Consider the following 19,590-nt stretch of genomic DNA (forward strand, 5'->3'; position numbering starts at 1 on the left):
GTTTTATGGGCGGTTGCTTCGCCTGGTTTTATCGGTCGATCGCGGAAAAACCTACGATGGGTCATGTCGTTCAATTTCCCGTGAAGATGGAATCATGACCAATATCTCCCGAAGCTCAAGCCCGGTCAGCGGGGACTCCGCTTATACGTCAGCGCGCGAAGTCCAGGTGCCAAGCGAATACGACACCGCGCCGGAGACTCAATCCCCACGCGCCGGTCATCCGCTGGAGAACATGAGTCCGCCTCCACGCCCCGATCAGTCGACCACCACTGGCAGCACAACCAACCCGCAATCCATGCCGGTCAGGCGCAGGGAATTTTCGTCGCGACCACTGCCCGCGCGGGTGCTACAGACAGGTTCAAGATCGTCGTCGTCCGACAGCCGCGCATCGATCAACAACCTCGCGAACCTGCCGGTCGGCGTTCCCGACGAGGAAGGCCTGAGCCAGCTCGGCGACGACGAGCGCGGGGATGAACCCGGTTCGTCCGACAACGCATCAGGCCGCTCGTCGCCGGTCGATCACACCGCATTACCCGCCGACCTGCTGCTCACGCAATTGCGGCCGCAACGCATGATCGGCCCGCTTGGCGGCCCAGGAACAGGTCGGTCGCGCGCCGATTCGCCGCCACAACCGGCATCGAAAGCCGGTTCGACTTCCGCCGCCAGTGGCGCATCGCGCGCCGGTTCAGTAGCCGGAAGCCAGAAGGTCGGGAAAACAGCCGCGCTCGACGAGACCGGCAGCGTGGCGCCCGTCGAAAACCCCGTTACGCCGGAGCAGTTAGAAGCGACAGTCAACGAAATCCAGCAGGCCGTGGACGATGTGGCTGCGGGAATTGTCGATGAGGTCGCAAGAGACGCCGACGCCGCGGAAGTGGCCGGGAGCAGCGCTACGAGCTCGTCTTCCGAAGCGCCTGCGCCGGGCACGCGCAACGACGCATCGCGCCCTTCGTCGCCGCTCCAGCGCTCCGCATCTCCCGGACCGACGCACGCAGAAACGATACAGATGCACCGTAACGTCAACGATATCTCTTATCTGAAGAACGCGTTACCGGAAGATCTGCGTGGAGGCGTGCGCCACATGCTTCTGCCACTGCGAGAGCAATTCCCATCCCGCGGCGCATTCGAAACGTTCGTCAACGACCAGAGTACCGTCCTCGAGGAATGCGGCATTCGCGGAAAGCGGGACCTCATCAACCTCATGCGCACGGTGAATCGCTCCGACAATCTGATGCGCGTCGCCCAGGGGACCGTAGGCGGTTTGCATTTCAACGGGCCAGGTCTCGCGTTTTCGTACGGCCCACTGTCAACCGAGATGACAGTCGGCACGGCGGTAGACACCAATGTGCTGCAAGGCGCGGCGAGTGGCTTCCTCGCGGGAGCGTCGGATGCGATCGCAACACCCGCCAAGGAAGCAACGTTCAAGGACGCCTACTACAAGCGTCCCGCAGCAGACCATCTGCCGGAGTTTCTGCGCAACTTCAATCCGCCGAGCCTCGGCGAGTCCATTAACGAAACCAACAAGGCCTGGGTCGGCGGCTTTGCCGCAGGCTATGTGGTGCGCGGCAGCGTGATGGCGGCGGTCACCTATACGAAGGGCGCAGAGGCGGCGGCCGCGATCGAGACGGCCATGGCTCCCGTGACGAACATCGCGTCAGGCGTCACCGCAACCTTCATCGGTCACTCGCTGGACGAACAGCTCGGCCGTACCGGGTTGCCGTATTTCCTCGCGCGGGACAACCTCGGGGAATGCGTCCGCGCGGCGCAGCAGTCCAACCTCGCCTACGCAGGCAAGGCTGTGGTCGGCGCAGGTACGCACGTGGTGAATGCAGTGACGAAGTTTCCGGAAGGCCTCAAACGTGCTGTCACCGACCCGGCGCTTATCGCGTCGACAGCGTCCCTCACTGGTGTTCTGACGGTACCAGGCACGGTCGCCGGCGTCACCGCGAATGCTATTTCCGATCCGAACACGGCCCATGTTGCGTCGTCGCTTGTGCATTACCCCGCGCTCCTTACCGCATGGGCCGGATGGGGCACGTCCTTCGCGGCTGCGGCACACGTGCACGCGGAACGGACCGCGAGAAACCGCCCGGGCGATGAGGAACAAGGCGCGCAGCTGACAGCGCAGCCGGCTACTTCCGGACGAACCAGCGGTAATTGAACTGCCGCTAGTGCACTGAGTGCGGGTGTGTGGGCTTATTGCGAGGCCACACACCGCGTATTCACAGCGCCTTCTTGAACGGCGCCCCCGAATGCAGCCGACAAAGGACACCAGCAAGCGGAAACCGGGGTAGATATTGACATATCCATTTTAGTATCTATACTTGTATCTACTTTATCTTGTGCGCTGGAGCCCGGTATGTCTCGCATTGCAAAGTTGTTTACCAGTGGCGGCAGCCAGGCTGTTCGGCTTCCCGCTGAATTTCGTTTTGATGGGAAAGAGGTCTTTATCAGTCGCGATGGAGAACGCATCGTTCTCTCTCCCAAACCGGATTCATGGGCCGAATATCTTGCGTCGGGACCACGTGCTACGTCGGACTTCATGGAAGGTGTAATCGATCTGCCTGTTCAGGACAGGGAGCCGATCTGATGCCGTTGTACATGCTCGACGCTGACACATGTGCATTTGTAATGCGTGGTCCATCCGAAAATCTCCGCGACAAACTACTGGCGACACCGATCGATACACAGGCGATTTCAGTCGTCACTCTTGCGGAATTGTTATTCGGTATCAAGATGTCGTCACAAGCAAAACGCAATCGGCCGGCGCTAGACGCTTTTGTGAAACACCTGACGGTGATGGAGTGGCCCGAAGAAGCCGCCGAGCACTACGCTGAGATTCGCGCGCATCTACACAAAAACGGCCAGATGATCGGTGCCAACGATCTCTTGATCGCTTCACATGCGCGCTGCGTCGGCGCGATTGTGGTCACGAATAACGTGCGCGAATTCAAGCGCGTACCGGGGCTAAAGGTCGAGAACTGGGTGTAGCAGACGTAACGAAAATACTCGACGTAAGCGGGCCTAAGCAGCCCCTGTCCGAAATCGCTTTCTATCGCCCCCCCCGCTTACCCTCACAGTGCCTTCTTGAACGGCGCCCCCGAATGCTCGCGCAGTTCGTTGAACACGATCTTCGGCCACGCCTTCTGCGCAACTTCGATCTCGGAGATATGCGACGCGAGATAGGTCGGCGCATTCGATGCATCGAGCGCAATCCGCGCCGAGTATGAATCGGTGAAACGCCGCAATTCCGCGGCATCGTCGCAGGTCACCCAACGCGACATGCGGTAGCGTGCCGGCATGATCCGCACGTCGACCTTGTATTCCGTCGACAACCGGTGCGACACCACTTCAAATTGCAGTTGCCCAACGGCGCCAAGAATCATCGCGCCGCCCATCACCGGACGAAACACCTGGATCGCCCCTTCCTCGCCGAGCTGCTTCAGCGCTTCGCCAAGCTGCTTCGCGCGCATCGGATCGACCACTTCGATCGTCTGGAAAATTTCCGGCGCAAAGAACGGTAGCCCGACGAACTGCAAGTCTTCGCCCTCAGTCAACGTATCGCCGAGACTGAGCGTGCCGTGATTGGGAATACCGATGATGTCGCCCGGATACGCTTCGGCCACCGTCTCGCGACGCTGCGACAGAAAGCTCACCACATTATTCGCGCGGAACGTTTTGCCCGAACGCGTCACCTTCAGCGCCATGCCGCGCTCGAAGTGCCCCGAGCACACGCGGATAAACGCCACGCGGTCGCGGTGCGCCAGATCCATATTCGCCTGCACCTTGAACACGACACCGGTGAACTTCGGCTCGTCGGGTTCGACTGCGCGCTGCACGGCCATCCGTGCGGACGGCGGCGGCGCGAGGTCGACGAGCGCATCGAGAATTTCTTTCACGCCGAAGTTGTTGATCGCCGAGCCGAACAGCACCGGCGACTGCTGACCAGCGAGAAACGCCGCGCGATCGAAGGTCGGCGTCGCGCCGGTAATCAGATCGATCTCTTCCTTCGCCTTGATCCACGAATGGCCGAAGCGTGCTTCGCCGTCCGCGTTGCTCAATGCGTGCAGCGTTTCGACAGCGCCGCCCGCCTTGTCCTGCCCCGCGCGGAACAAACGCACCTGGTCGCGCTGGATGTCGTAGACACCCTGGAATTCCTTGCCCATGCCGATCGGCCACGTGAACGGCACCGCCGCCACGCCGAGATGCTGTTCGATTTCGTCGAGCAGATCGAGCGGCTCGCGCACTTCGCGGTCGAGCTTGTTGATGAACGTAACGATCGGCGTCTTGCGGCTGCGGCACACCTCGAGCAGCTTCAGCGTCTGCGCTTCGACACCGTTCGCACCGTCGATCACCATCACGGCCGCGTCGACTGCCGTCAGCACGCGGTACGTGTCTTCGGAAAAGTCCTCGTGGCCCGGCGTATCGAGCAGGTTGATCACCGCGTCGCCGTATTCGAACTGCATCACCGAGCTCGCCACCGAAATGCCGCGCTGCTTCTCGATCTCCATCCAGTCTGAGGTCGCATAGCGGCTACTCTTGCGGCCCTTCACGGTGCCCGCGATCTGGATCGCGCCCGAGAACAGCAGCAGTTTTTCGGTCAGCGTGGTCTTGCCCGCGTCCGGGTGGGAAATGACCGCAAAGGTGCGGCGACGGTTGAGTTCTGAAACTGGCATCGGAGCTGGCTTAACGAGAGGTCGGGCGGCGGATCGAATAGCGCTGCGCGTCTAAAAGAGACGAAAAGCGTTCAAAAACGCAAACAGGAATCTGGCCGGACGCACGTGCGGCGGTGAGTTGGGCAAACGTGGCGAGCGCGGCGGCGATGACTGCGGAAGGGTCCGGATCGGCCCGCGTCATGCGCGACACCGTCCGACAGGTCGTGATGCGTCGTAACGGAAATAGCACGAGCGGTAAGAAATGCTGGAAACGCCAGCACAGAACAGCGCCGGGACGAATGATACACGTCGCGGACGGGAGCGGCTCGAAATGCACCCGGTGGATACAGACCCTACAACCCGTGCCCACCGCGACTGGAATCGCGCTCACTTACGTTTATATACAGCCTTGCCTGCGATTTGCCCGCGCGAAAATATGCTGTCTTACACAACCGTATGCGAACTGCCGCGCTCGCTGCAGCAGGTTCGGGTCGGAGCGCACAATGATTTCGCGCACGGGAACATTCCCGGCGCACGGTGTTCGTACCGGTTATGCGCGACGGCCAGCGCGCTGCATTTCTGCTTCCCTGTCAGCCAGCGAGAATCCAATGGAATCACGCCAACGGCGTTCAATCGAGGTCGATTTCTTTCGCGGTATCGTGCTGATCGTCATCGTGCTGGATCACATACCGGGCAGCGTGTTGTCGCACGTGATGTTGCATGCGTACGCGCTGTGCGACTCGGCGGAAGTGTTCGTGTTTCTGGGCGGGTATGCGTCGGCGGCGGCTTATATGGCCGTGCTTGCACGCGGTGGTGCAGTCGCTGCGCGAACGCGCTTCTTCCGGCGCTGCTGGGAAATTTACCGCGCGTACCTGCTCACCGCGATTCTTACGCTGCTGTCAGGCGCGATTCTCGCGCTGTTGCGCCTGAATCACCCGATGCTCGATCTGAGCGGCTGGCAGCCGTTCGCGGCGCACCCGATACGCACGGCATTCGATATCCTCACGCTGCGCCGGCAGCCGTATCTGTCGAGCGTGCTGCCGATGTATGTCATATTTGCGCTGTTCGTGCCGCTGGCGGTACCGCTCGCGCGCCGTTCGGCGGTCGCGGCGCTCGCGTGCAGCATCGGCATCTGGTGGTTCGCGCCGCTGCTCGCGTCTGCGTTCAGCATGGACGACGTCGGCGACTGGGCTTTCAATCCGTTTGCCTGGCAGTTGATGTTCGTGCTCGGCATGGTGTGCCGTCTGCATCCGGTTTCAGCGGTGCGGATGACATCGCCTGCGGGCCAGTGGCTCACACGTATTGCATTCGCGGTCGTCGTTGCCTTCGCAGTAGTCAAGCTGTTCGTTCTCGTTCAACCGTTGCCGGGTGCCATGAAGCAGCATCTATCGTTGGTGAGGGTCGTGAATTTCGGCGCCATCGCGTGGCTCGCCGCGTACTGCGTTGCGCGCGGCGCGGTCGCACGGCTCGCGCAGCGACTGCCGGCCGTGATCACGGTGGGCCGGACGGGGCTCGTGTGTTTTGTCGGCGGCACGCTGATTTCGCTCGTCGTCGATACCGCCACACCGCACGCCTGGCACGGTCTGGCGGGCTTCCTTGCCGCGCTCGCCGGCGATTTCGCCGCCATCGCCGCGATGCTCGCGCTCGCGAAAACCTGGCGCGACTGGCGCGGTCCGCATACGCGCGCGGCCGTGCAAGGGGCACGCATCGGATGACGGCGCGGGTCCGCAACGCCTGCGCCGTCGGCGCGCTCGTGTGGACGTCGCTCGCGATGGGCCGCGGCACGCCTGGTTCGGGTGGGGAGAAAGCACCGGTCCCACCGTTGCGCCTGCCGCCCACGGTGCCGATGCGTTGCACCGAGCTCGCCGGGCTCGCGCTACCCGCCTCCGAAATCGGCCTGCCGACACGCGGCGCGCAGATCGACAGCGCGACGATGATCGCAATCGCCGCGCCGGGGAATGTCGATGGCGAATACTGCCGCGTAGTCGGCAGCATCAAGCCGCTGAAGGCAAGCGCACCCGACATCCGTTTCGAACTGAACCTGCCGCGCCGCTGGAACGGCCGCGCGCTACAGTTTGGCGGCGGCGGCTACAGCGGCGTCGTAGTAAGCGGCACCGGCACCGTGCCGTTCTCGCCCGAGCAACCGCCGCTTGCGCGCGGCTACGCGACCTTCGGCGACGACTCGGGCCACGTGGGCAATCCGGGGCTCGCCGCGTTTGGCCTCGTCGACGAAGCGGTGATCAATTTCGGCTACGCGCATCTGAAGAAGACCCACGATGTCGCCCTCGCGCTGATCGCGCGTAGCTACGGGCGGTTGCCCGAGAAGATGTACTTCGCCGGGGGATCGACGGGCGGCCGCGAAGGCTACACCGTGATCCAGCGCTTTCCCGACGACTACGACGGCGTGATCGCCAACTCGCCGGCACTGAATTTCTCCGGTGTGCGCCTGCTCGGCGTGCAAGTCGGCCAGGCCGAATATCGCAATCCAGGTGGATTCATCCCGCCGGCGCTGCTCGATCTCATGTATCGGCGCACGCTGGCCGCATGCGACGCGCTCGACGGCGCCGCCGACGGCATCGTCAGCAACGTGGCCGCCTGTCGCGCACTCGAACCGCAACTGATCCAGTCGCTGCGCTGCGCACCACAAGCTCAAGCCGAGGACGACAACGACAACTGTCTCACCGACGCGCAGCTCAAGACGCTTCTGGTACTGCGCGACGGGCTGCAGTTGCCCTACCCGCTCGCATGGGGCGTCACCCGCTATCGCGGCTACAACGTGTTTCAGGGGACGCACTTCACCGGCATGCTCGGGCTCGCGCATTCAACCGAACGCCTGCCCGAGCCGGGGTTCTTTTCGAACGGCTATCTCTACGCGCAGGGCGACGCGTACATCCGCTACTTCGTCACGCGCGACGACACCGCCAGTTCCATGCAGTTCGATGTCCAGCATCCGGGGCGCTATCTGCCGCGGCTCGTCGATCTGTCGGGCACGATCGGCGCGATGAACCCGGACATGTCGCGCTTTATCGCGCATGGCGGCAAGCTGATCACGCTACAGGGTCTCGCCGACGAAGTGATCAGCCCGAACCAGACCATCGCGTACTACCGCGCATTGATCGCGCGTTACGGCGATGCGCAGGTCGATTCGTTCATGCGTCTCTATATGGTGCCCGGCTTCCAGCACGGCAACGGGGTATTCATCCCATCGGTCGACATGCTCGGTGCGCTCGACGACTGGGTCACGCACGGCCTCGCGCCGCAAACGCTCGTCGCCGTCGATCTCGCCCGCGCCACCAACGGCCGCTCGCGGCCGCTGTGCCGGTACCCCGCATTTCCGCGCTATACCGGACACGGCAATCTCGATCGCGCGGAAAATTTCCGCTGCGTCGAGCCTTAGAACTTCATTCGCCGCTCGCCTGGTTTAGCGTCAGGTGGCGCGTCTCCGGTGCCAGGACGATCGACACCAGCATACCCACGAGCAGTACCGCGGCGAGCGCAAACATCGTCGCGTGAAAACCGATCTGGGCAATGCCGAGCGGCAACAGGAACGTGCCGACGGCTGAGCCGAGCCGGCTGCATGCAATAGCCAGGCCCACGCCGCACGCCCGCACCTCGGTCGGAAAGCACTCGGGAGGAAACACACCGACCAGGTTCGAGAACGCAGACATCGTCAGCGTGAATACGGCGAACGCAAAGATCATCGCGAGCGCTGCCGAGTCGGGCAGCAACGACAGTGCCACCAGCGACAGGCAGGTCACCGCGAACGAACCGATCAGAAACACGCGGCGCGGCAGCTTGATCGTGAGCCAGATGCCGAGCACCGCGCCGAGTACGAGAAAACCGTTCAGCAGGAAATCGGCGCCGAAACCTTCGTTCAGGTGGATCGCCTTGAGGATGGTCGGCAGGAACGTGTAGATCGCGAAGTATGGGATCACGAGGCACACGAAGAACGTGCAGTTGAAGAATGTGCGACGGATCAGCTCCGGGGTGAAGAGGCGTGCGAAGCCGCCGCGTGCCGTGCGTGTTGTGTGATCGTGCGCGCCGCCGTCGAGCGTCACGTGCGGCCCGAAGTACTTGAGCACGATCGCCTTTGCTTCGGCTGCGCGCCCCTGGCCGAGCAACCAGCGCGGAGACTCGGGCGTGCCGATGCGCAGCACCAGCACGATCAACGCAGGCACACCGGCCGACGCAAGCAGCCAGCGCCACGCATCCGGTGAGGCATCGCCGTACAACATGCCCAGCACGTTCGCTGCGACATAGCCGACGGTCCAGATCACGCTGAACGAACCGAGCAACGCGCCGCGATGCCTGCGCGGCGAGAACTCCGCAAGGATCGCGTGGCCGACGGCGAAATCGCCGCCCATGCCGAAGCCGATGACGACACGCAACGCGCACAACATCAGCGGCGAGCTGACATAGAACTGTCCGAACGCCGCGAGCGTGATGATCAGGAAGCTCAGCAGAAAAATCTTCTGCCGCCCCATGCGGTCCGACAGCCAGCCGAACACGAGACTGCCGAGAAAAATCCCCATCAGCGCCGAACTGCCGATCATGCCCATCCAGAACGCGTCGAGCGGCATCTGCCGGTTCAGCGAGGCGAGCGCATAGCCGATCGTGCCAAGCGCGTAGCCCTCGGTGAAGTGCGCGCCGAACGTCAGGCCCGCGATCTTCACGTGAAAGCGATTGAGCGGCACGTCGTCGAGCGGGATGGAAGCGCGTGCGGCACTGGCCGCCGTCGGTACCACTCCTAACGTTGTGCGCGCTGCACCGGGCGTACGCCCGAGCGGTGCGGCCTGCATGTCGTGATGGATGCTCACGCTGTCTCCTATCTTCTAGTAGTGGTGCTGCCCTTACTGCCCCTGCTGCCTGGTACCGCGCGCATCAACCGCCCAAGCCCGCCATCATCATGTACTTCAGTTCGACGTATTCATCGAGCCCGTACTTCGATCCTTCCCGGCCCAGACCCGACTGCTTGACGCCGCCGAACGGCGCCACCTCGGTCGAGATGATCCCTTCGTTGATACCGACCATGCCGCTTTCGAGCGCGTCGGCGACACGCCATGCGCGGCCGAGATCGCGTGTGTAGAAATAGGCGGACAGACCAAACGGTGTGTCGTTGGCTGCGGCGATCGCTTCGGCTTCGGTCTTGAAGCGGAAGCACGCGGCAACCGGCCCGAAGGTTTCCTCTTCGGCGATCTGCATCGCGCGCGTCGCGCCGCTCAACACCGTAGGCTCATAGAACGTACCGCCGAGCGCATGACGCTTGCCGCCCGTCAATGCGGTCGCGCCTTTCTGCAACGCGTCGGCGACGTGGCTCTCGACTTTACGCAGCGCCGCTTCGTTGATCAGTGGTCCCTGCTCGACGTCTCCTTCGAGCGCATTGCCGACGCGCATCGTCCGCACAGCCCGCGTCAACGCTTCAGTGAACGCGTCGTAGATACCGTCCTGCACATAGAAGCGGTTCACGCACACACAGGTCTGCCCGGTGTTGCGAAACTTCGAGGCAATCGCACCCTGCACGGCCGCATCGAGATCGGCGTCGTCGAACACGATAAACGGCGCATTGCCGCCGAGTTCGAGCGACAGCTTCTTCAACGTATCCGCCGATTGCTTCGCGAGCAGCTTGCCGACCCGCGTCGAACCGGTGAACGACAGCTTGCGCACGACCGGCGAAGCCGTCAGCACGTTGCCGATCGCAACTGCATCGCCGGAGACGATGTTGAACACGCCCGCCGGAATGCCGGCCTGTTCCGCCAGCACAGCCAGCGCGAGCGCGGAGAGCGGCGTTTCTTCGGACGGCTTGAGCACCATCGTGCAACCTGCGGCAAGCGCGGGACCGGCCTTGCGCGTGATCATCGCGAGCGGGAAGTTCCACGGCGTGATCGCTGCCACGACACCGACCGGCTCGCGCGTCACGATGATCTTCGAGCCAGGCTTCGGGCTCGGAATCACGTCGCCGTAGCTGCGCTTCGCTTCTTCCGCAAACCATTCGAAGAAGCTCGCCGCGTACGCAACTTCGCCGCGCGCTTCGGCGAGCGGTTTGCCTTGTTCGCGTGTCAGCAGTTCGGCAAGCGCTTCGCGATGCTCGAGCATCAGTTCGCCCCAGCGCTTCACGCGTGCGCCGCGCTCTTTCGCGGTCAACGCGCGCCAGGCGGGAAATGCCCGCTCGGCCGCGGTAATCGCCTGCGCGGTTTCGTCGGCACCTGCCTTCGCAACCTGCGCGATCACGTCGCCTGTTGCCGGGTTGAGAACCGCATACGTGCTTTCGCTTTGATACCACTCGCCGCCGATGTAATGCCCTGTCCGGAGAAATTCGCTCATGTGTGCCTCACGCTGCCTTGCCGAACGTTTCGGCGAACGCGCCCTCGGCGGCTCGCGGTTCGCGTGCGATGCGCCGGCCGGCCGTGTAATCGTTGATCAGATCGCACGGGGTGTAGTTGCGTTCGAGTTCGAACAGTTCGTCGGCGTCGAGCTTTGTCTCGAGCGCGGCCAGCGCGCTATCGAACTGCGCAGCCGAATCCGCACCGACCAGCATGCTCGACACGCCGCCGTGGTTGAGCACCCACGCCTGCGCAATCTGCGCGGGCGTCACGCCACGGCGCGCCGCGACGCGCGCTACCGATGCGGCAATCTCGCGAGTCGTTGCGTCGCCGTACATCTGCGCAGTGAAGAAGTCGGTCTGGTTGCGTGTCGAGGTCGGATCGCTGGTCAGAAAACCGCGCGCGAGCGGACTGAACACCGAGACGCCCACCCCCTGGTCTTTGCAGTACGGGATCATTTCGCGCTCTTCCTCGCGGTAAGCGAGGTTCAGTTGCAATTGCATATTGATCGGCTTATGCCAGCCATTGCGTTCGCAGACCTGCATGATCTTTGCGAACTGCCACGTGTACATCGTCGACACGCCGAGGTAGCGCGCCTTGCCTGCACGCACGATGTCGTTCAGCGCGCCCATCGTTTCTTCGACCGGCGTATTCACGTCGAAGAAATGCAGCATGAAGATATCGACGTAGTCCATGTCGAGGCGTTTCAACGACCCGTCGATGCCGTCCATGATGTGCTTGCGCGAATGGCCGCCCGCGTTCTGGTAGCTGCCCATGTCGTAGCCGACCTTGGTCGCGACGACGATCTCTTCGCGGCGCGTTGCGCGCTTCAGTATCCGACCGACGACTTCCTCGCCGACACCGGTCGAATAGAAATCGGCGAGATCGATGAAGTTCACGCCGGCATCCAGCGCGTGACGCACGATGGGTTCGCTTTGCGCTTCATCGAAGATCCACGGCTTCCATTGCGGCGTGCCCATGTTCATCGTGCCGAGGCACAGACGCGAAACTTTCAGGCCGGACTGGCCGAGGCGGGTGTATTCCATGAAACTGTCTCCAGATTTTTTTAGCGGCGCCGAGTGGAGCGCTACGCTCAGCGTTGCTTCGGCGTATAGAACGGATTCGATACCTCGCGCGCGGCGGCAAACACTTCGTCGCGATGCGGCAAGCCCTTCATCGCCGCGACGATCGCGTTCTTGCAGGCGCGATAGTTGTTCTCGAACACGGCATCGAGATCGTCGGTCTTGGGGTTCACCCAGTTCGCCGACACCACCACCCAGTCGTTCTCCGCCTCGGGCGGCAGCGTGCCGTTCTCCAGCGACTCGGCCACGGCCTTCGCGATCCCGGCCTGCGATGCACCCCACGTCGCATTGCCGTGGAACTCGCCATCGATCTGCGCCTTGTTCACATACAGCGTCAGCGGCTTGGTCGGGATGCCGGGGCGCGCAATCACGACGAACGGCGCGTGACCCGTGCTCGGCGTGGCGAGCGCGGTCGCGAATGCCTGGCCTGCCGGGCCGTTGCGCGGGCCGACCAGCACATTGATGTGGGCGAGATTGACGCCCGGTCCTTCAAATCCTTCGCCGATATAAAGTTGTTTGTCCGTCGTGGCGCTCATGGTCGTTCCGTCAGCGGTTGAGTGAATGGCGCGATTGTGCGGGCCGCGACGAACGGCGGTGAATCGATGTTTTTTGATGCGGGGTATGAGGCGCGCTCATTTCCGGGTTTGTCCCAGGCGCGTGCTGCAGGTCTCGATCCGCCCAAAGGTGAGCGTTTTCAGGAGGGGCGAATTCTGGCGCTGTTCACGCGTTAGACGTGAGCGGAGATCGTCTTTGGTTTGCACCGTATGCAGCGTGCGTGGCACGTGCTTTGATAGCGGCTTCCGCATGCATACGCATGCGTGTTCTGTGTGTGTGCGAATCGTTTATGCGAGCTTCTTCGAGCGCCGCAAAGCCTTGTCAAATAAGCCTGTGCAGCCGATCTACCCAGACGACGCAAGTGACTTCGATACGAGGTTCGAGCATTCATCCGCATCGAACGGATGTCCGAATCGACATCGCCTCGACTCGGCGCCCTCGCGTGCGAGCAGCCTCCGCCGAACCACTCCATCACCCACGCGAGATCGGTCAAAGGTGAGCGTTTTCGGGAATTGCTCAACGGTGCGAAAAACGACACGTGACGCGTCACCGCGACATCGTCATCACGCAGCGCGCTATCGCTGCGCAAAGCAGACGGCCGATGCATCGCGTGGATGCATCGGCCGTCGGACGCTTCTGTCGTGCGGCGAAAACGCCGCCCGCTTCAGTCTTCGATCAGGAAGCGATCGCGGTTCTTGCCCACGAGCCAGCCTGGGGTGCGGCCGCGACCGCTCCATGTTTCATCAGTCTTGGGGTTGCGATAGCGCGGCGGCAGTGGCGCCTTGCGTGCACCGGGAGCGCGTTTGCTCGAGAAGCCGAGTTCTTCCGCCGTGATCCCGTATTCGGCGATCTGCTGTCTGATGTCGGCGATCGCCTGTGCCACTTCTTTATCGCGCGCGACGGCCACCTCCTTATGAAGCTTTTCGAGTTGAGCAGTCAGTTGCTTATAGGTGGCCATGACAGCAGTCTCCAATTGGTGTTAGGGCAACGGGGAGTGTGACCCTAACAGATCGAAAAAGTGCCGGATAGGTCCGGTTTCGCCCCAAGTGCTAAAGGTCAGTCAGTCGTGCGTTACGTGCCAGTGTCCCCGTAACGCCACACCACACCACATCACTGCACATTCAATCGTCGATTGCGTCGTACAGGCGCCGCTCGTATTCATTCGCCATCGGAAACGGTCCGTCGGTACGAAGCTGGATCAGCATGATGCCGATCATCTGCTCCACGGGATCGGCAAACCAGCTCGTGCCGAATGCGCCAGGCCAGCCAAACGAACCCGTCGACCGGTAGCCGAGCGGCAACTGTTGCGCCGGATCGTCGACCACCGACAAGCCGAGCCCGAAGCCCTGCCCCGCCCACGTAATCGGACCGATGGCCGGCATGCGCCGCTGCTCGCGGGTCAGGAAGTTGCTGCGCATCAGGTCGACCGAGCGGTGCGACAACAGCCGCGTATCGCCGACGCGCCCGCGTCCGAGCAGCAGCCGGGCGAACTGTAGATAGTCGTGGGCCGTCGAGACGAGCCCGCCACCGCCACTCTGGAAACGCGCCGCATTGGCCCAGCGACTCCCCGCCGCGCGCTCTTCGACAACGCGGCGCCGGCTCGGCGAATCGAAGCGCCATGCTGTGCTGAGCCGCTCGAGCTGCGTGCCCGCAATCGAGAACGCGGTATCGCGCATGCCCAACGGCTCGAAGATGCGCGTGCGGAAGAAGTCGCCGAGCGACAGGCCGCTCACGCGCTCGACGAGAACACCGAGGACGTCGGTAGCGACGCTGTAGTGCCAGCGCGTACCGGGTTGAAACATCAGCGGCAGTGACGCGACGCGCGCGAGCCATCCGTCGGAGCCGGCCCCCGAGTCGACTCCGTTGAACGCTTTGGCATAGGCCTCGGCAAGCGGTCCCGTCGAAGTGAAGTGATACGCGAATCCCGCACGATGCGTCAGCAGATCGAGCACCGTGATGGGCTCACGCAACGGGTCGGTGGTATCGAGGGCGCCTGCTGGATCGCGCAGCACGCGCAATGTTGCGAGTTCCGGTAGCCACCGGCTCACGGGCGCGTCGAGCGCCAGCTGGTCCGCCTCGATCAGCATCATCGCTGCGGCGCTCGTGACCGGTTTCGTCATCGAGGCGATCCGGAACAGCGTGTCGCGCTCCATCGGCAGCCGGTCCGCTTCGTCTCGCAGACCGAGCGCATCGAATTGCGCAATCTCGTCGCGACGCCACGCCAGCGTCACGGCACCCGCCACGTCGCCGCGCTCGACATAGGCCTGCATGGCCTCGGTCAAGCGTGCGAGCCGGTCGGGTGAAAAACCTGCTCTCTGCATCGCGGTCCCTGCAAGCTCGGTCGTTCTTCTACTGTAAACAGAAAGATGTGCAATCGGCCAGTACTGCCGGCATCATTTTTGGAGCCCCTCAAGGACGAGAAGCGCTTCGTTGAGCCGCTTCACGCGGCTCGCCTGCGATGGAACGAGAATCGCAGCCAGAACCGAATTGACCCGGTTGCGCCAGTAGGACAACGGGATGCGGTCGTCGGCTGAAATGCGCGGCATCACGTGTTCGAGATGTTCAATATCTTTTTCGAGTTGCTGGTGGTTCATTGCCTTTCCCCGGAATGCCAGTCTAAATCCACTACAAGCATTAACTGTGCCGTATACCGTCGAGTAAAAACGGGAGCAACTACCGATTTGTCTGCCTTTTTCAGACGCCTCTGGAAAAATTTACGGCGAATATTCGATTACCGGTCCTGAATCGACTCTAGAACTGCGGCGAGTGCTTTTCCGTTAGGCGCCGCACCGAACCCGGCGTCTCGTCAGAAGATAATCCAGCGTAAGAAACGGAAGATTAACGTCAGCTATTGGGACTGTATATTCCCCGTTTGTGGAAGACATAAGTCCAACCTGGTAGATCGAGTACGTGCAGTGTTTATGGAAAAAATCGAGGTCGCGTGGAATCAGATGAACAACAATATGACCGGCTTGTGCACCGCATTTATGACACCGTCGGCGAAGCCGCGGGATGGCAGGCGTTATACGCGGACCTCGCCGCACTGACCGGGGCCAGCACGATTCATGTGCTCGCCTTCGACAAGCATCACGACACGCTGTCCTTCAGCGACGGCTTCAATCTCCCGGTGGCGGCCGAACTCGGCTATATCCAGCACTACCATCGCGTCGATCCTCGGCTCGCGCTGTTATGGACGCAGCCTGTACTGCACTGGATGCATTGCCACGAGCATTTCGACGACGCGTTCGTCAGCGAGAACCGCTTTTACCAGGAGTTCCTGCTGCCGATGGGGCATCGTTATGTATCGGGTTGCAAGCTGATCGACGAGGCGCGCCTCACGGTCGTGTTCGCCTGCACGCGCAACGATAGCCAGGGGCCGATGACCGGGGACGCGATCGCGTTTTTGCAGCGCCTGACACCGCATCTGGCGCGCGCGATGACGCAGCAGATGCAGCGCTATGTGTACTCGACGGATGCGCTGGTCGGCCATGCGTTCGTGAGCCGCTGGGGGCAGCCCGTGATCCTCGCAACGACCGGCGGCGAAGTGCTGCACGTGAACGGAGCGGCCGAACGTCTGCTGCAATCGACCGAGCTGGTACGGATAACCGGTCGCACGCTGATGCTGCCGCCGCCCTTCATGAGCCGCTTTCTCGATGACTGCGCGCAGACCGAAGGGCAGTTGCGCGTGCCCGATCACGCCACCCAGGCGAGCGCCGCACAGTACCGGGTACTGCGCATCGCCGGCGACGACAGCGAGAAGACCGCGCTCTATGTGTTCTACAACCTGATCGTGCCCGGCGACGTGTCGGCGAGATTCGGCCTGCGTGCGATTGCCATGCTGATATTTTTCGATCCGCAATCGTCGCCGGTGGTCGACACCGATCTGCTCGCGGCGGCATTCAATCTGACGCCAGCCGAATGCCGGGTCGCATACTGCCTCGCGGAAGGACTCTCGCTAAAGGACATTGCGCTGCGTCTTGGTGTGCAGCACGACACCGTACGCAAGCAGTTGCAATCGATCTACCAGAAGACATCGACGAACCGCCAGCCGGATCTGATCCGGCTGCTGTTGCATCTGCCAGGCGCGATTGTCTGAGGCGGTGTTCGTTCGTGCTATTCGCGTTAGTTCGCGTTACTTCGCCTTGCATGCGTACAGCAAGGTACGCTGGCCGTCGTCGGTCGACTGGCGCACGGTATCGAACGCGCCGCCGCACGCGGCACGCGCCTGCTGTTCGCACGAGGTCTGGCTGTCCGGGCATTGCACCTGGGTGGTCGGACGGCCATCGGACAGAAACAGCGGCGCGCTGCTGCCGCAGCCCGCGAGTCCGGCTAACGCAGCGAGCGCGGCCAACCCGGCTAGCGAGCGCACGACAGCTACCTGAAATGATTGACGGCTGTGTTCCATGGAGAACCCCGATCGGCGTCTTGTTTTTCGACGATAGCGATTGTGCCATGCATAGCTTGCAAAGCGTTATTCGTGTCGTAGCGATTCTCCAGCGATGACGCGCAACAAACCTGGCCGGCGATTGCCCGCAAACAATAGAAACATTTATCCTGTATGAATCAATAACCAGCCGGCATTATCGATGCCTGCATTAAACGCACTCAATACGGAGACCCAATGTCATTTGTGATCGTCCTCGCCGCGCTAGTGTTTCTGATGTTTGCGGCCTATCGCGGCTACAGCGTGATTCTCGTTGCACCAATCGCGGCACTCGGCGCCGTATTGCTGACCGAACCATCCGCGGTCGCGCCGGTGTTCTCCGGCATCTTCATGGACAAGATGGTCGGCTTCGTGAAGCTTTACTTTCCGGTATTTCTGCTTGGCGCGGTATTCGGCAAGGTAATCGAACTGTCGGGATTCTCCGAATCGATCGTGGCCGCCGCCATTCGCTATATCGGCCGCTCGCGCGCCAATGCGGTAATCGTTGCGGTCTGCGCGCTGCTGACTTACGGCGGCGTATCGTTGTTCGTGGTCGTCTTCGCGGTCTATCCATTCGCCGCCGAACTCTATCGGCAGAGCAACATTCCGAAACGTCTGATGCCGGGCGCCATCGCGCTCGGTGCGTTCTCGTTCACGATGGATTCGCTGCCGGGCACACCGCAGATCCAGAACATCATCCCGACCACCTTCTTCAAAACGACCTCCTGGGCCGCGCCGGTGCTTGGCGTAGCGGGATCGCTGTTCATCGTCGTCGTGGGCCTGACGTATCTGGAATGGCGCCGCCGCGCCGCGATGGCTAAAGGCGAAGGCTACGGCACGTCGCTCGTCAACGAGCCGGAGCGCGTCGAGTCCTCGCATCTGCCGCATCCGCTGCTCGCCGTCGCACCGCTCGTTCTTGTTGGCGTCGCCAACTTCGCGCTGACGCGGCTGATTCCCGACTGGTACGGCGCCTCGTATACCGTCGCGCCGGACGTGCTGCCCGGCATACATGCGCCCATCACGACGCCGATCAAGGCCGTGGTCGCGATCTGGTCGGTGGAGGGTGCGCTGCTGCTCGGCATCGTGCTGGTCGTGCTGACCGCGTTTGGCCGCGTACGCGAACGGTTCGCGACTGGTACCAAGGCAGCCGTCGCTGGGGCGCTGCTTGCGTCGGTGAATACGGCGTCGGAGTACGGCTTCGGTGGCGTGATCGCGGCGTTGCCCGGCTTTCTCGTGGTCAGCGATGCGCTGAAGAGCATTCCGAATCCGCTCGTCAACGCGGCGGTGTCGGTCAGCTCGCTGGCGGGTATCACCGGGTCGGCATCCGGCGGCATGAGCATCGCGCTCGCTGCCATGTCCGATACTTTTATCAAGGCCGCGGACGCCGCCCATATTCCAATGGAAGTGCTGCACCGGGTCGTCGCCATGGCGAGCGGCGGCATGGACACGCTGCCGCACAACGGTGCCGTCATTACACTGCTTGCCGTGACGGGGCTCACGCACCGCGAATCGTATCGCGACATTTTTGCGGTGACGATCATCAAGACGCTGGCCGTGTTTTTCGTGATCACGGTGTATTACACGACTGGACTCGTTTGACGCAGTCGCTACGGACAGTTGCTAAGGCGGCCCGTTAGCGAACCCGCTTAGGCGGGTTCGCTGCTTTTCGCGTATAGGTCGACGGGGCGTTCGTCTTCAGGCTGATGCTCCCGAACCATGCGCTGAAACACCCGCAAAACTCGCGCGCATGTCAGTGTCTCGCGCCAGAATTTTTCTTTAAGCCGCGCAGTGGGAATCCATTGCCAGGGCAACACAACTGTCACCGTTCCCCATGCCGGACGCCAACGCTCTGAGACGCCTCGTCGGCGGAACAGACTGGTCGTCGGAATGCCGAGATTCGACGCAAGATGGCCGACGCCGGAGTCGTTGCCGATAAACCAGCCGGACTCGTAAAGCCAGCACGCGAGTTCGTGCAAATTGTCGAAAGCCGGTGCGGGAATACCGCCTCTCTCGCGTTCGCTCCAGTGCTCGCGTTCGTGCGGTGCGATCACGAACTGCACGTCGTAGCCACGTTTGCGCAGGCGCTGCGCCAGTTTCACGAAGCTTCGACGCGGCCAGCGCTTGTCGTCGGTGCTGGCCTCGGGATGAATCGCAATGCGGCGCACGTACTGGCGATGCCGTAACGAGGATGGCGGTGTGATGCCGTTGGTCAGGCCGACATCGCTAAGCCCGAGCTCCTGCCGGCAGAAGTCGGCGAAGCGCTCGGCCATGCAGCCTGGTGGATCGCTGTATGAGACCTCATGCAGATCGTAGACGCGGGAATGGAGATCCGCGAGGTTCGCCACCGGTTTATGTCGATGCATTTGCACGACGATCTCGTACGGCGCGAGCCATGCGTTGCTATCCGTTACCTCCGGTAACGGCCTGATCGCGACGTCGGGAAACCACTGCCGAAGCGCGTACGCCGGACGCCCAAAAACATCGACATCGATCCCGTTTCGCAAAAGATTGCGGACGATGACCATCAGGATCAGGGTGTCGCCAATTGCGTTCGACAT

At 62.4% G+C, this 19,590-nt stretch carries 18 protein-coding genes; 7 read left to right on the top strand and 11 right to left on the bottom strand.

What is annotated here, in order from left to right:
* Positions 1-94: 94 nt before the first annotated feature.
* The 3 genes from M0D65_RS22100 (at position 95) to M0D65_RS22110 (ending at position 2,988) form a co-directional block, all read left to right on the top strand.
* Positions 95-2,158, top strand: a complete 2,064-nt coding sequence (locus M0D65_RS22100; RefSeq protein WP_266254567.1) for a hypothetical protein — start codon at positions 95-97, stop codon at positions 2,156-2,158.
* 198 nt (positions 2,159-2,356) lie between these two features.
* Positions 2,357-2,587: an antitoxin gene (locus M0D65_RS22105; RefSeq protein ID WP_266254568.1), complete on the top strand. Its 231-nt coding sequence runs from the start codon at positions 2,357-2,359 to the stop codon at positions 2,585-2,587.
* An 11-nt stretch (positions 2,588-2,598) separates the two neighbouring features.
* Positions 2,599-2,988, top strand: a complete 390-nt coding sequence (locus M0D65_RS22110) for a type II toxin-antitoxin system VapC family toxin (RefSeq protein WP_266254569.1) — start codon at positions 2,599-2,601, stop codon at positions 2,986-2,988.
* Positions 2,989-3,071: 83 nt separating this feature from the next.
* Here M0D65_RS22110 and M0D65_RS22115 read toward each other — a convergent pair whose 3' ends face one another.
* Positions 3,072-4,673 (bottom strand): peptide chain release factor 3, encoded by a 1,602-nt coding sequence (locus tag M0D65_RS22115; RefSeq protein ID WP_266254570.1) that lies wholly within the window; start codon positions 4,671-4,673, stop codon positions 3,072-3,074.
* Between the two features lie 10 nt (positions 4,674-4,683).
* A complete protein-coding gene (locus M0D65_RS22120; RefSeq protein ID WP_266254571.1) occupies positions 4,684-4,854 on the bottom strand; it encodes a hypothetical protein in 171 nt (56 codons plus the stop codon).
* Positions 4,855-5,260: 406 nt separating this feature from the next.
* On the opposite strand from M0D65_RS22120, the gene M0D65_RS22125 reads away from it, so the two are divergent.
* Together M0D65_RS22125 and M0D65_RS22130 are read left to right on the top strand one after the other, a co-directional pair.
* On the top strand, positions 5,261-6,367 hold the full coding sequence (locus tag M0D65_RS22125) for an OpgC domain-containing protein (RefSeq protein WP_266254572.1): 1,107 nt from the start codon (positions 5,261-5,263) through the stop codon (positions 6,365-6,367).
* Entirely contained in the window at positions 6,364-8,049 is a 1,686-nt protein-coding gene (locus M0D65_RS22130) for a tannase/feruloyl esterase family alpha/beta hydrolase (protein ID WP_266254573.1), read from the top strand. The genes M0D65_RS22125 and M0D65_RS22130 overlap by 4 nt, the downstream gene beginning before the upstream one ends.
* A 4-nt stretch (positions 8,050-8,053) precedes the next feature.
* Here the strand turns inward: M0D65_RS22130 and M0D65_RS22135 are convergent, their stop codons facing one another.
* The 7 genes from M0D65_RS22135 to M0D65_RS22165 all read right to left on the bottom strand — a co-directional run bounded on the left by M0D65_RS22135 (position 8,054) and on the right by M0D65_RS22165 (position 15,203).
* Positions 8,054-9,469, bottom strand: a complete 1,416-nt coding sequence (locus M0D65_RS22135) for an MFS transporter (protein WP_266254574.1) — start codon at positions 9,467-9,469, stop codon at positions 8,054-8,056.
* Positions 9,470-9,533: 64 nt separating this feature from the next.
* Positions 9,534-10,973: an NAD-dependent succinate-semialdehyde dehydrogenase gene (locus tag M0D65_RS22140; RefSeq protein WP_266254575.1), complete on the bottom strand. Its 1,440-nt coding sequence runs from the start codon at positions 10,971-10,973 to the stop codon at positions 9,534-9,536.
* Between the two features lie 7 nt (positions 10,974-10,980).
* Positions 10,981-12,018 carry an aldo/keto reductase gene (locus M0D65_RS22145; protein ID WP_266254576.1) on the bottom strand — a complete coding sequence of 346 codons (1,038 nt, stop codon included), beginning with the start codon at positions 12,016-12,018 and terminating at the stop codon, positions 10,981-10,983.
* Between the two features lie 47 nt (positions 12,019-12,065).
* Entirely contained in the window at positions 12,066-12,590 is a 525-nt protein-coding gene (gene fae, locus M0D65_RS22150) for a formaldehyde-activating enzyme (RefSeq protein ID WP_091012320.1), read from the bottom strand.
* Between the two features lie 683 nt (positions 12,591-13,273).
* Entirely contained in the window at positions 13,274-13,567 is a 294-nt protein-coding gene (locus M0D65_RS22155; protein WP_091012318.1) for an H-NS family nucleoid-associated regulatory protein, read from the bottom strand.
* A gap of 163 nt (positions 13,568-13,730) precedes the next feature.
* Entirely contained in the window at positions 13,731-14,930 is a 1,200-nt protein-coding gene (locus M0D65_RS22160; RefSeq protein ID WP_266254577.1) for a serine hydrolase, read from the bottom strand.
* A gap of 72 nt (positions 14,931-15,002) precedes the next feature.
* A complete protein-coding gene (locus M0D65_RS22165; RefSeq protein WP_266254578.1) occupies positions 15,003-15,203 on the bottom strand; it encodes a hypothetical protein in 201 nt (66 codons plus the stop codon).
* A 347-nt stretch (positions 15,204-15,550) separates the two neighbouring features.
* On the opposite strand from M0D65_RS22165, the gene M0D65_RS22170 reads away from it, so the two are divergent.
* Positions 15,551-16,705, top strand: a complete 1,155-nt coding sequence (locus tag M0D65_RS22170; RefSeq protein ID WP_266254579.1) for a helix-turn-helix transcriptional regulator — start codon at positions 15,551-15,553, stop codon at positions 16,703-16,705.
* Positions 16,706-16,741: 36 nt separating this feature from the next.
* Here the strand turns inward: M0D65_RS22170 and M0D65_RS22175 are convergent, their stop codons facing one another.
* The gene (locus M0D65_RS22175) at positions 16,742-17,014 is read right to left on the bottom strand and encodes a hypothetical protein (protein WP_091012309.1); all 273 of its coding nucleotides are present in this window, start codon (positions 17,012-17,014) and stop codon (positions 16,742-16,744) included.
* 216 nt (positions 17,015-17,230) lie between these two features.
* Here M0D65_RS22175 and M0D65_RS22180 point away from each other — a divergent pair, with 216 nt between their 5' ends.
* Entirely contained in the window at positions 17,231-18,631 is a 1,401-nt protein-coding gene (locus tag M0D65_RS22180; RefSeq protein WP_266254580.1) for a GntP family permease, read from the top strand.
* A gap of 47 nt (positions 18,632-18,678) precedes the next feature.
* On the opposite strand, the gene M0D65_RS22185 is transcribed toward M0D65_RS22180, so the two are convergent.
* Positions 18,679-19,590 (bottom strand): glycosyltransferase family 9 protein, encoded by a 912-nt coding sequence (locus tag M0D65_RS22185; protein WP_266254581.1) that lies wholly within the window; start codon positions 19,588-19,590, stop codon positions 18,679-18,681.

The sequence above is a fragment of the Paraburkholderia sp. CHISQ3 genome (assembly GCF_030464945.1).
Classification (GTDB): domain Bacteria; phylum Pseudomonadota; class Gammaproteobacteria; order Burkholderiales; family Burkholderiaceae; genus Paraburkholderia; species Paraburkholderia megapolitana.

Excerpts from the sequence above, each read along its gene's own strand:
- M0D65_RS22100 (WP_266254567.1), top strand. The coding sequence starts at position 95 with ATGACCAATATCTCCCGAAGCTCAAGCCCGGTCAGCGGGGACTCCGCT.
- M0D65_RS22105 (WP_266254568.1), top strand. The coding sequence starts at position 2,357 with ATGTCTCGCATTGCAAAGTTGTTTACCAGTGGCGGCAGCCAGGCTGTT.
- M0D65_RS22110 (WP_266254569.1), top strand. The coding sequence starts at position 2,599 with ATGCTCGACGCTGACACATGTGCATTTGTAATGCGTGGTCCATCCGAA.
- M0D65_RS22115 (WP_266254570.1), bottom strand. The coding sequence starts at position 4,673 with ATGCCAGTTTCAGAACTCAACCGTCGCCGCACCTTTGCGGTCATTTCC.
- M0D65_RS22120 (WP_266254571.1), bottom strand. The coding sequence starts at position 4,854 with ATGACGCGGGCCGATCCGGACCCTTCCGCAGTCATCGCCGCCGCGCTC.
- M0D65_RS22125 (WP_266254572.1), top strand. The coding sequence starts at position 5,261 with ATGGAATCACGCCAACGGCGTTCAATCGAGGTCGATTTCTTTCGCGGT.
- M0D65_RS22130 (WP_266254573.1), top strand. The coding sequence starts at position 6,364 with ATGACGGCGCGGGTCCGCAACGCCTGCGCCGTCGGCGCGCTCGTGTGG.
- M0D65_RS22140 (WP_266254575.1), bottom strand. The coding sequence starts at position 10,973 with ATGAGCGAATTTCTCCGGACAGGGCATTACATCGGCGGCGAGTGGTAT.
- M0D65_RS22145 (WP_266254576.1), bottom strand. The coding sequence starts at position 12,018 with ATGGAATACACCCGCCTCGGCCAGTCCGGCCTGAAAGTTTCGCGTCTG.
- fae (WP_091012320.1), bottom strand. The coding sequence starts at position 12,590 with ATGAGCGCCACGACGGACAAACAACTTTATATCGGCGAAGGATTTGAA.
- M0D65_RS22155 (WP_091012318.1), bottom strand. The coding sequence starts at position 13,567 with ATGGCCACCTATAAGCAACTGACTGCTCAACTCGAAAAGCTTCATAAG.
- M0D65_RS22160 (WP_266254577.1), bottom strand. The coding sequence starts at position 14,930 with ATGCAGAGAGCAGGTTTTTCACCCGACCGGCTCGCACGCTTGACCGAG.
- M0D65_RS22165 (WP_266254578.1), bottom strand. The coding sequence starts at position 15,203 with ATGAACCACCAGCAACTCGAAAAAGATATTGAACATCTCGAACACGTG.
- M0D65_RS22175 (WP_091012309.1), bottom strand. The coding sequence starts at position 17,014 with ATGGAACACAGCCGTCAATCATTTCAGGTAGCTGTCGTGCGCTCGCTA.
- M0D65_RS22180 (WP_266254580.1), top strand. The coding sequence starts at position 17,231 with ATGTCATTTGTGATCGTCCTCGCCGCGCTAGTGTTTCTGATGTTTGCG.
- M0D65_RS22185 (WP_266254581.1), bottom strand. The coding sequence starts at position 19,590 with ATGTCGAACGCAATTGGCGACACCCTGATCCTGATGGTCATCGTCCGC.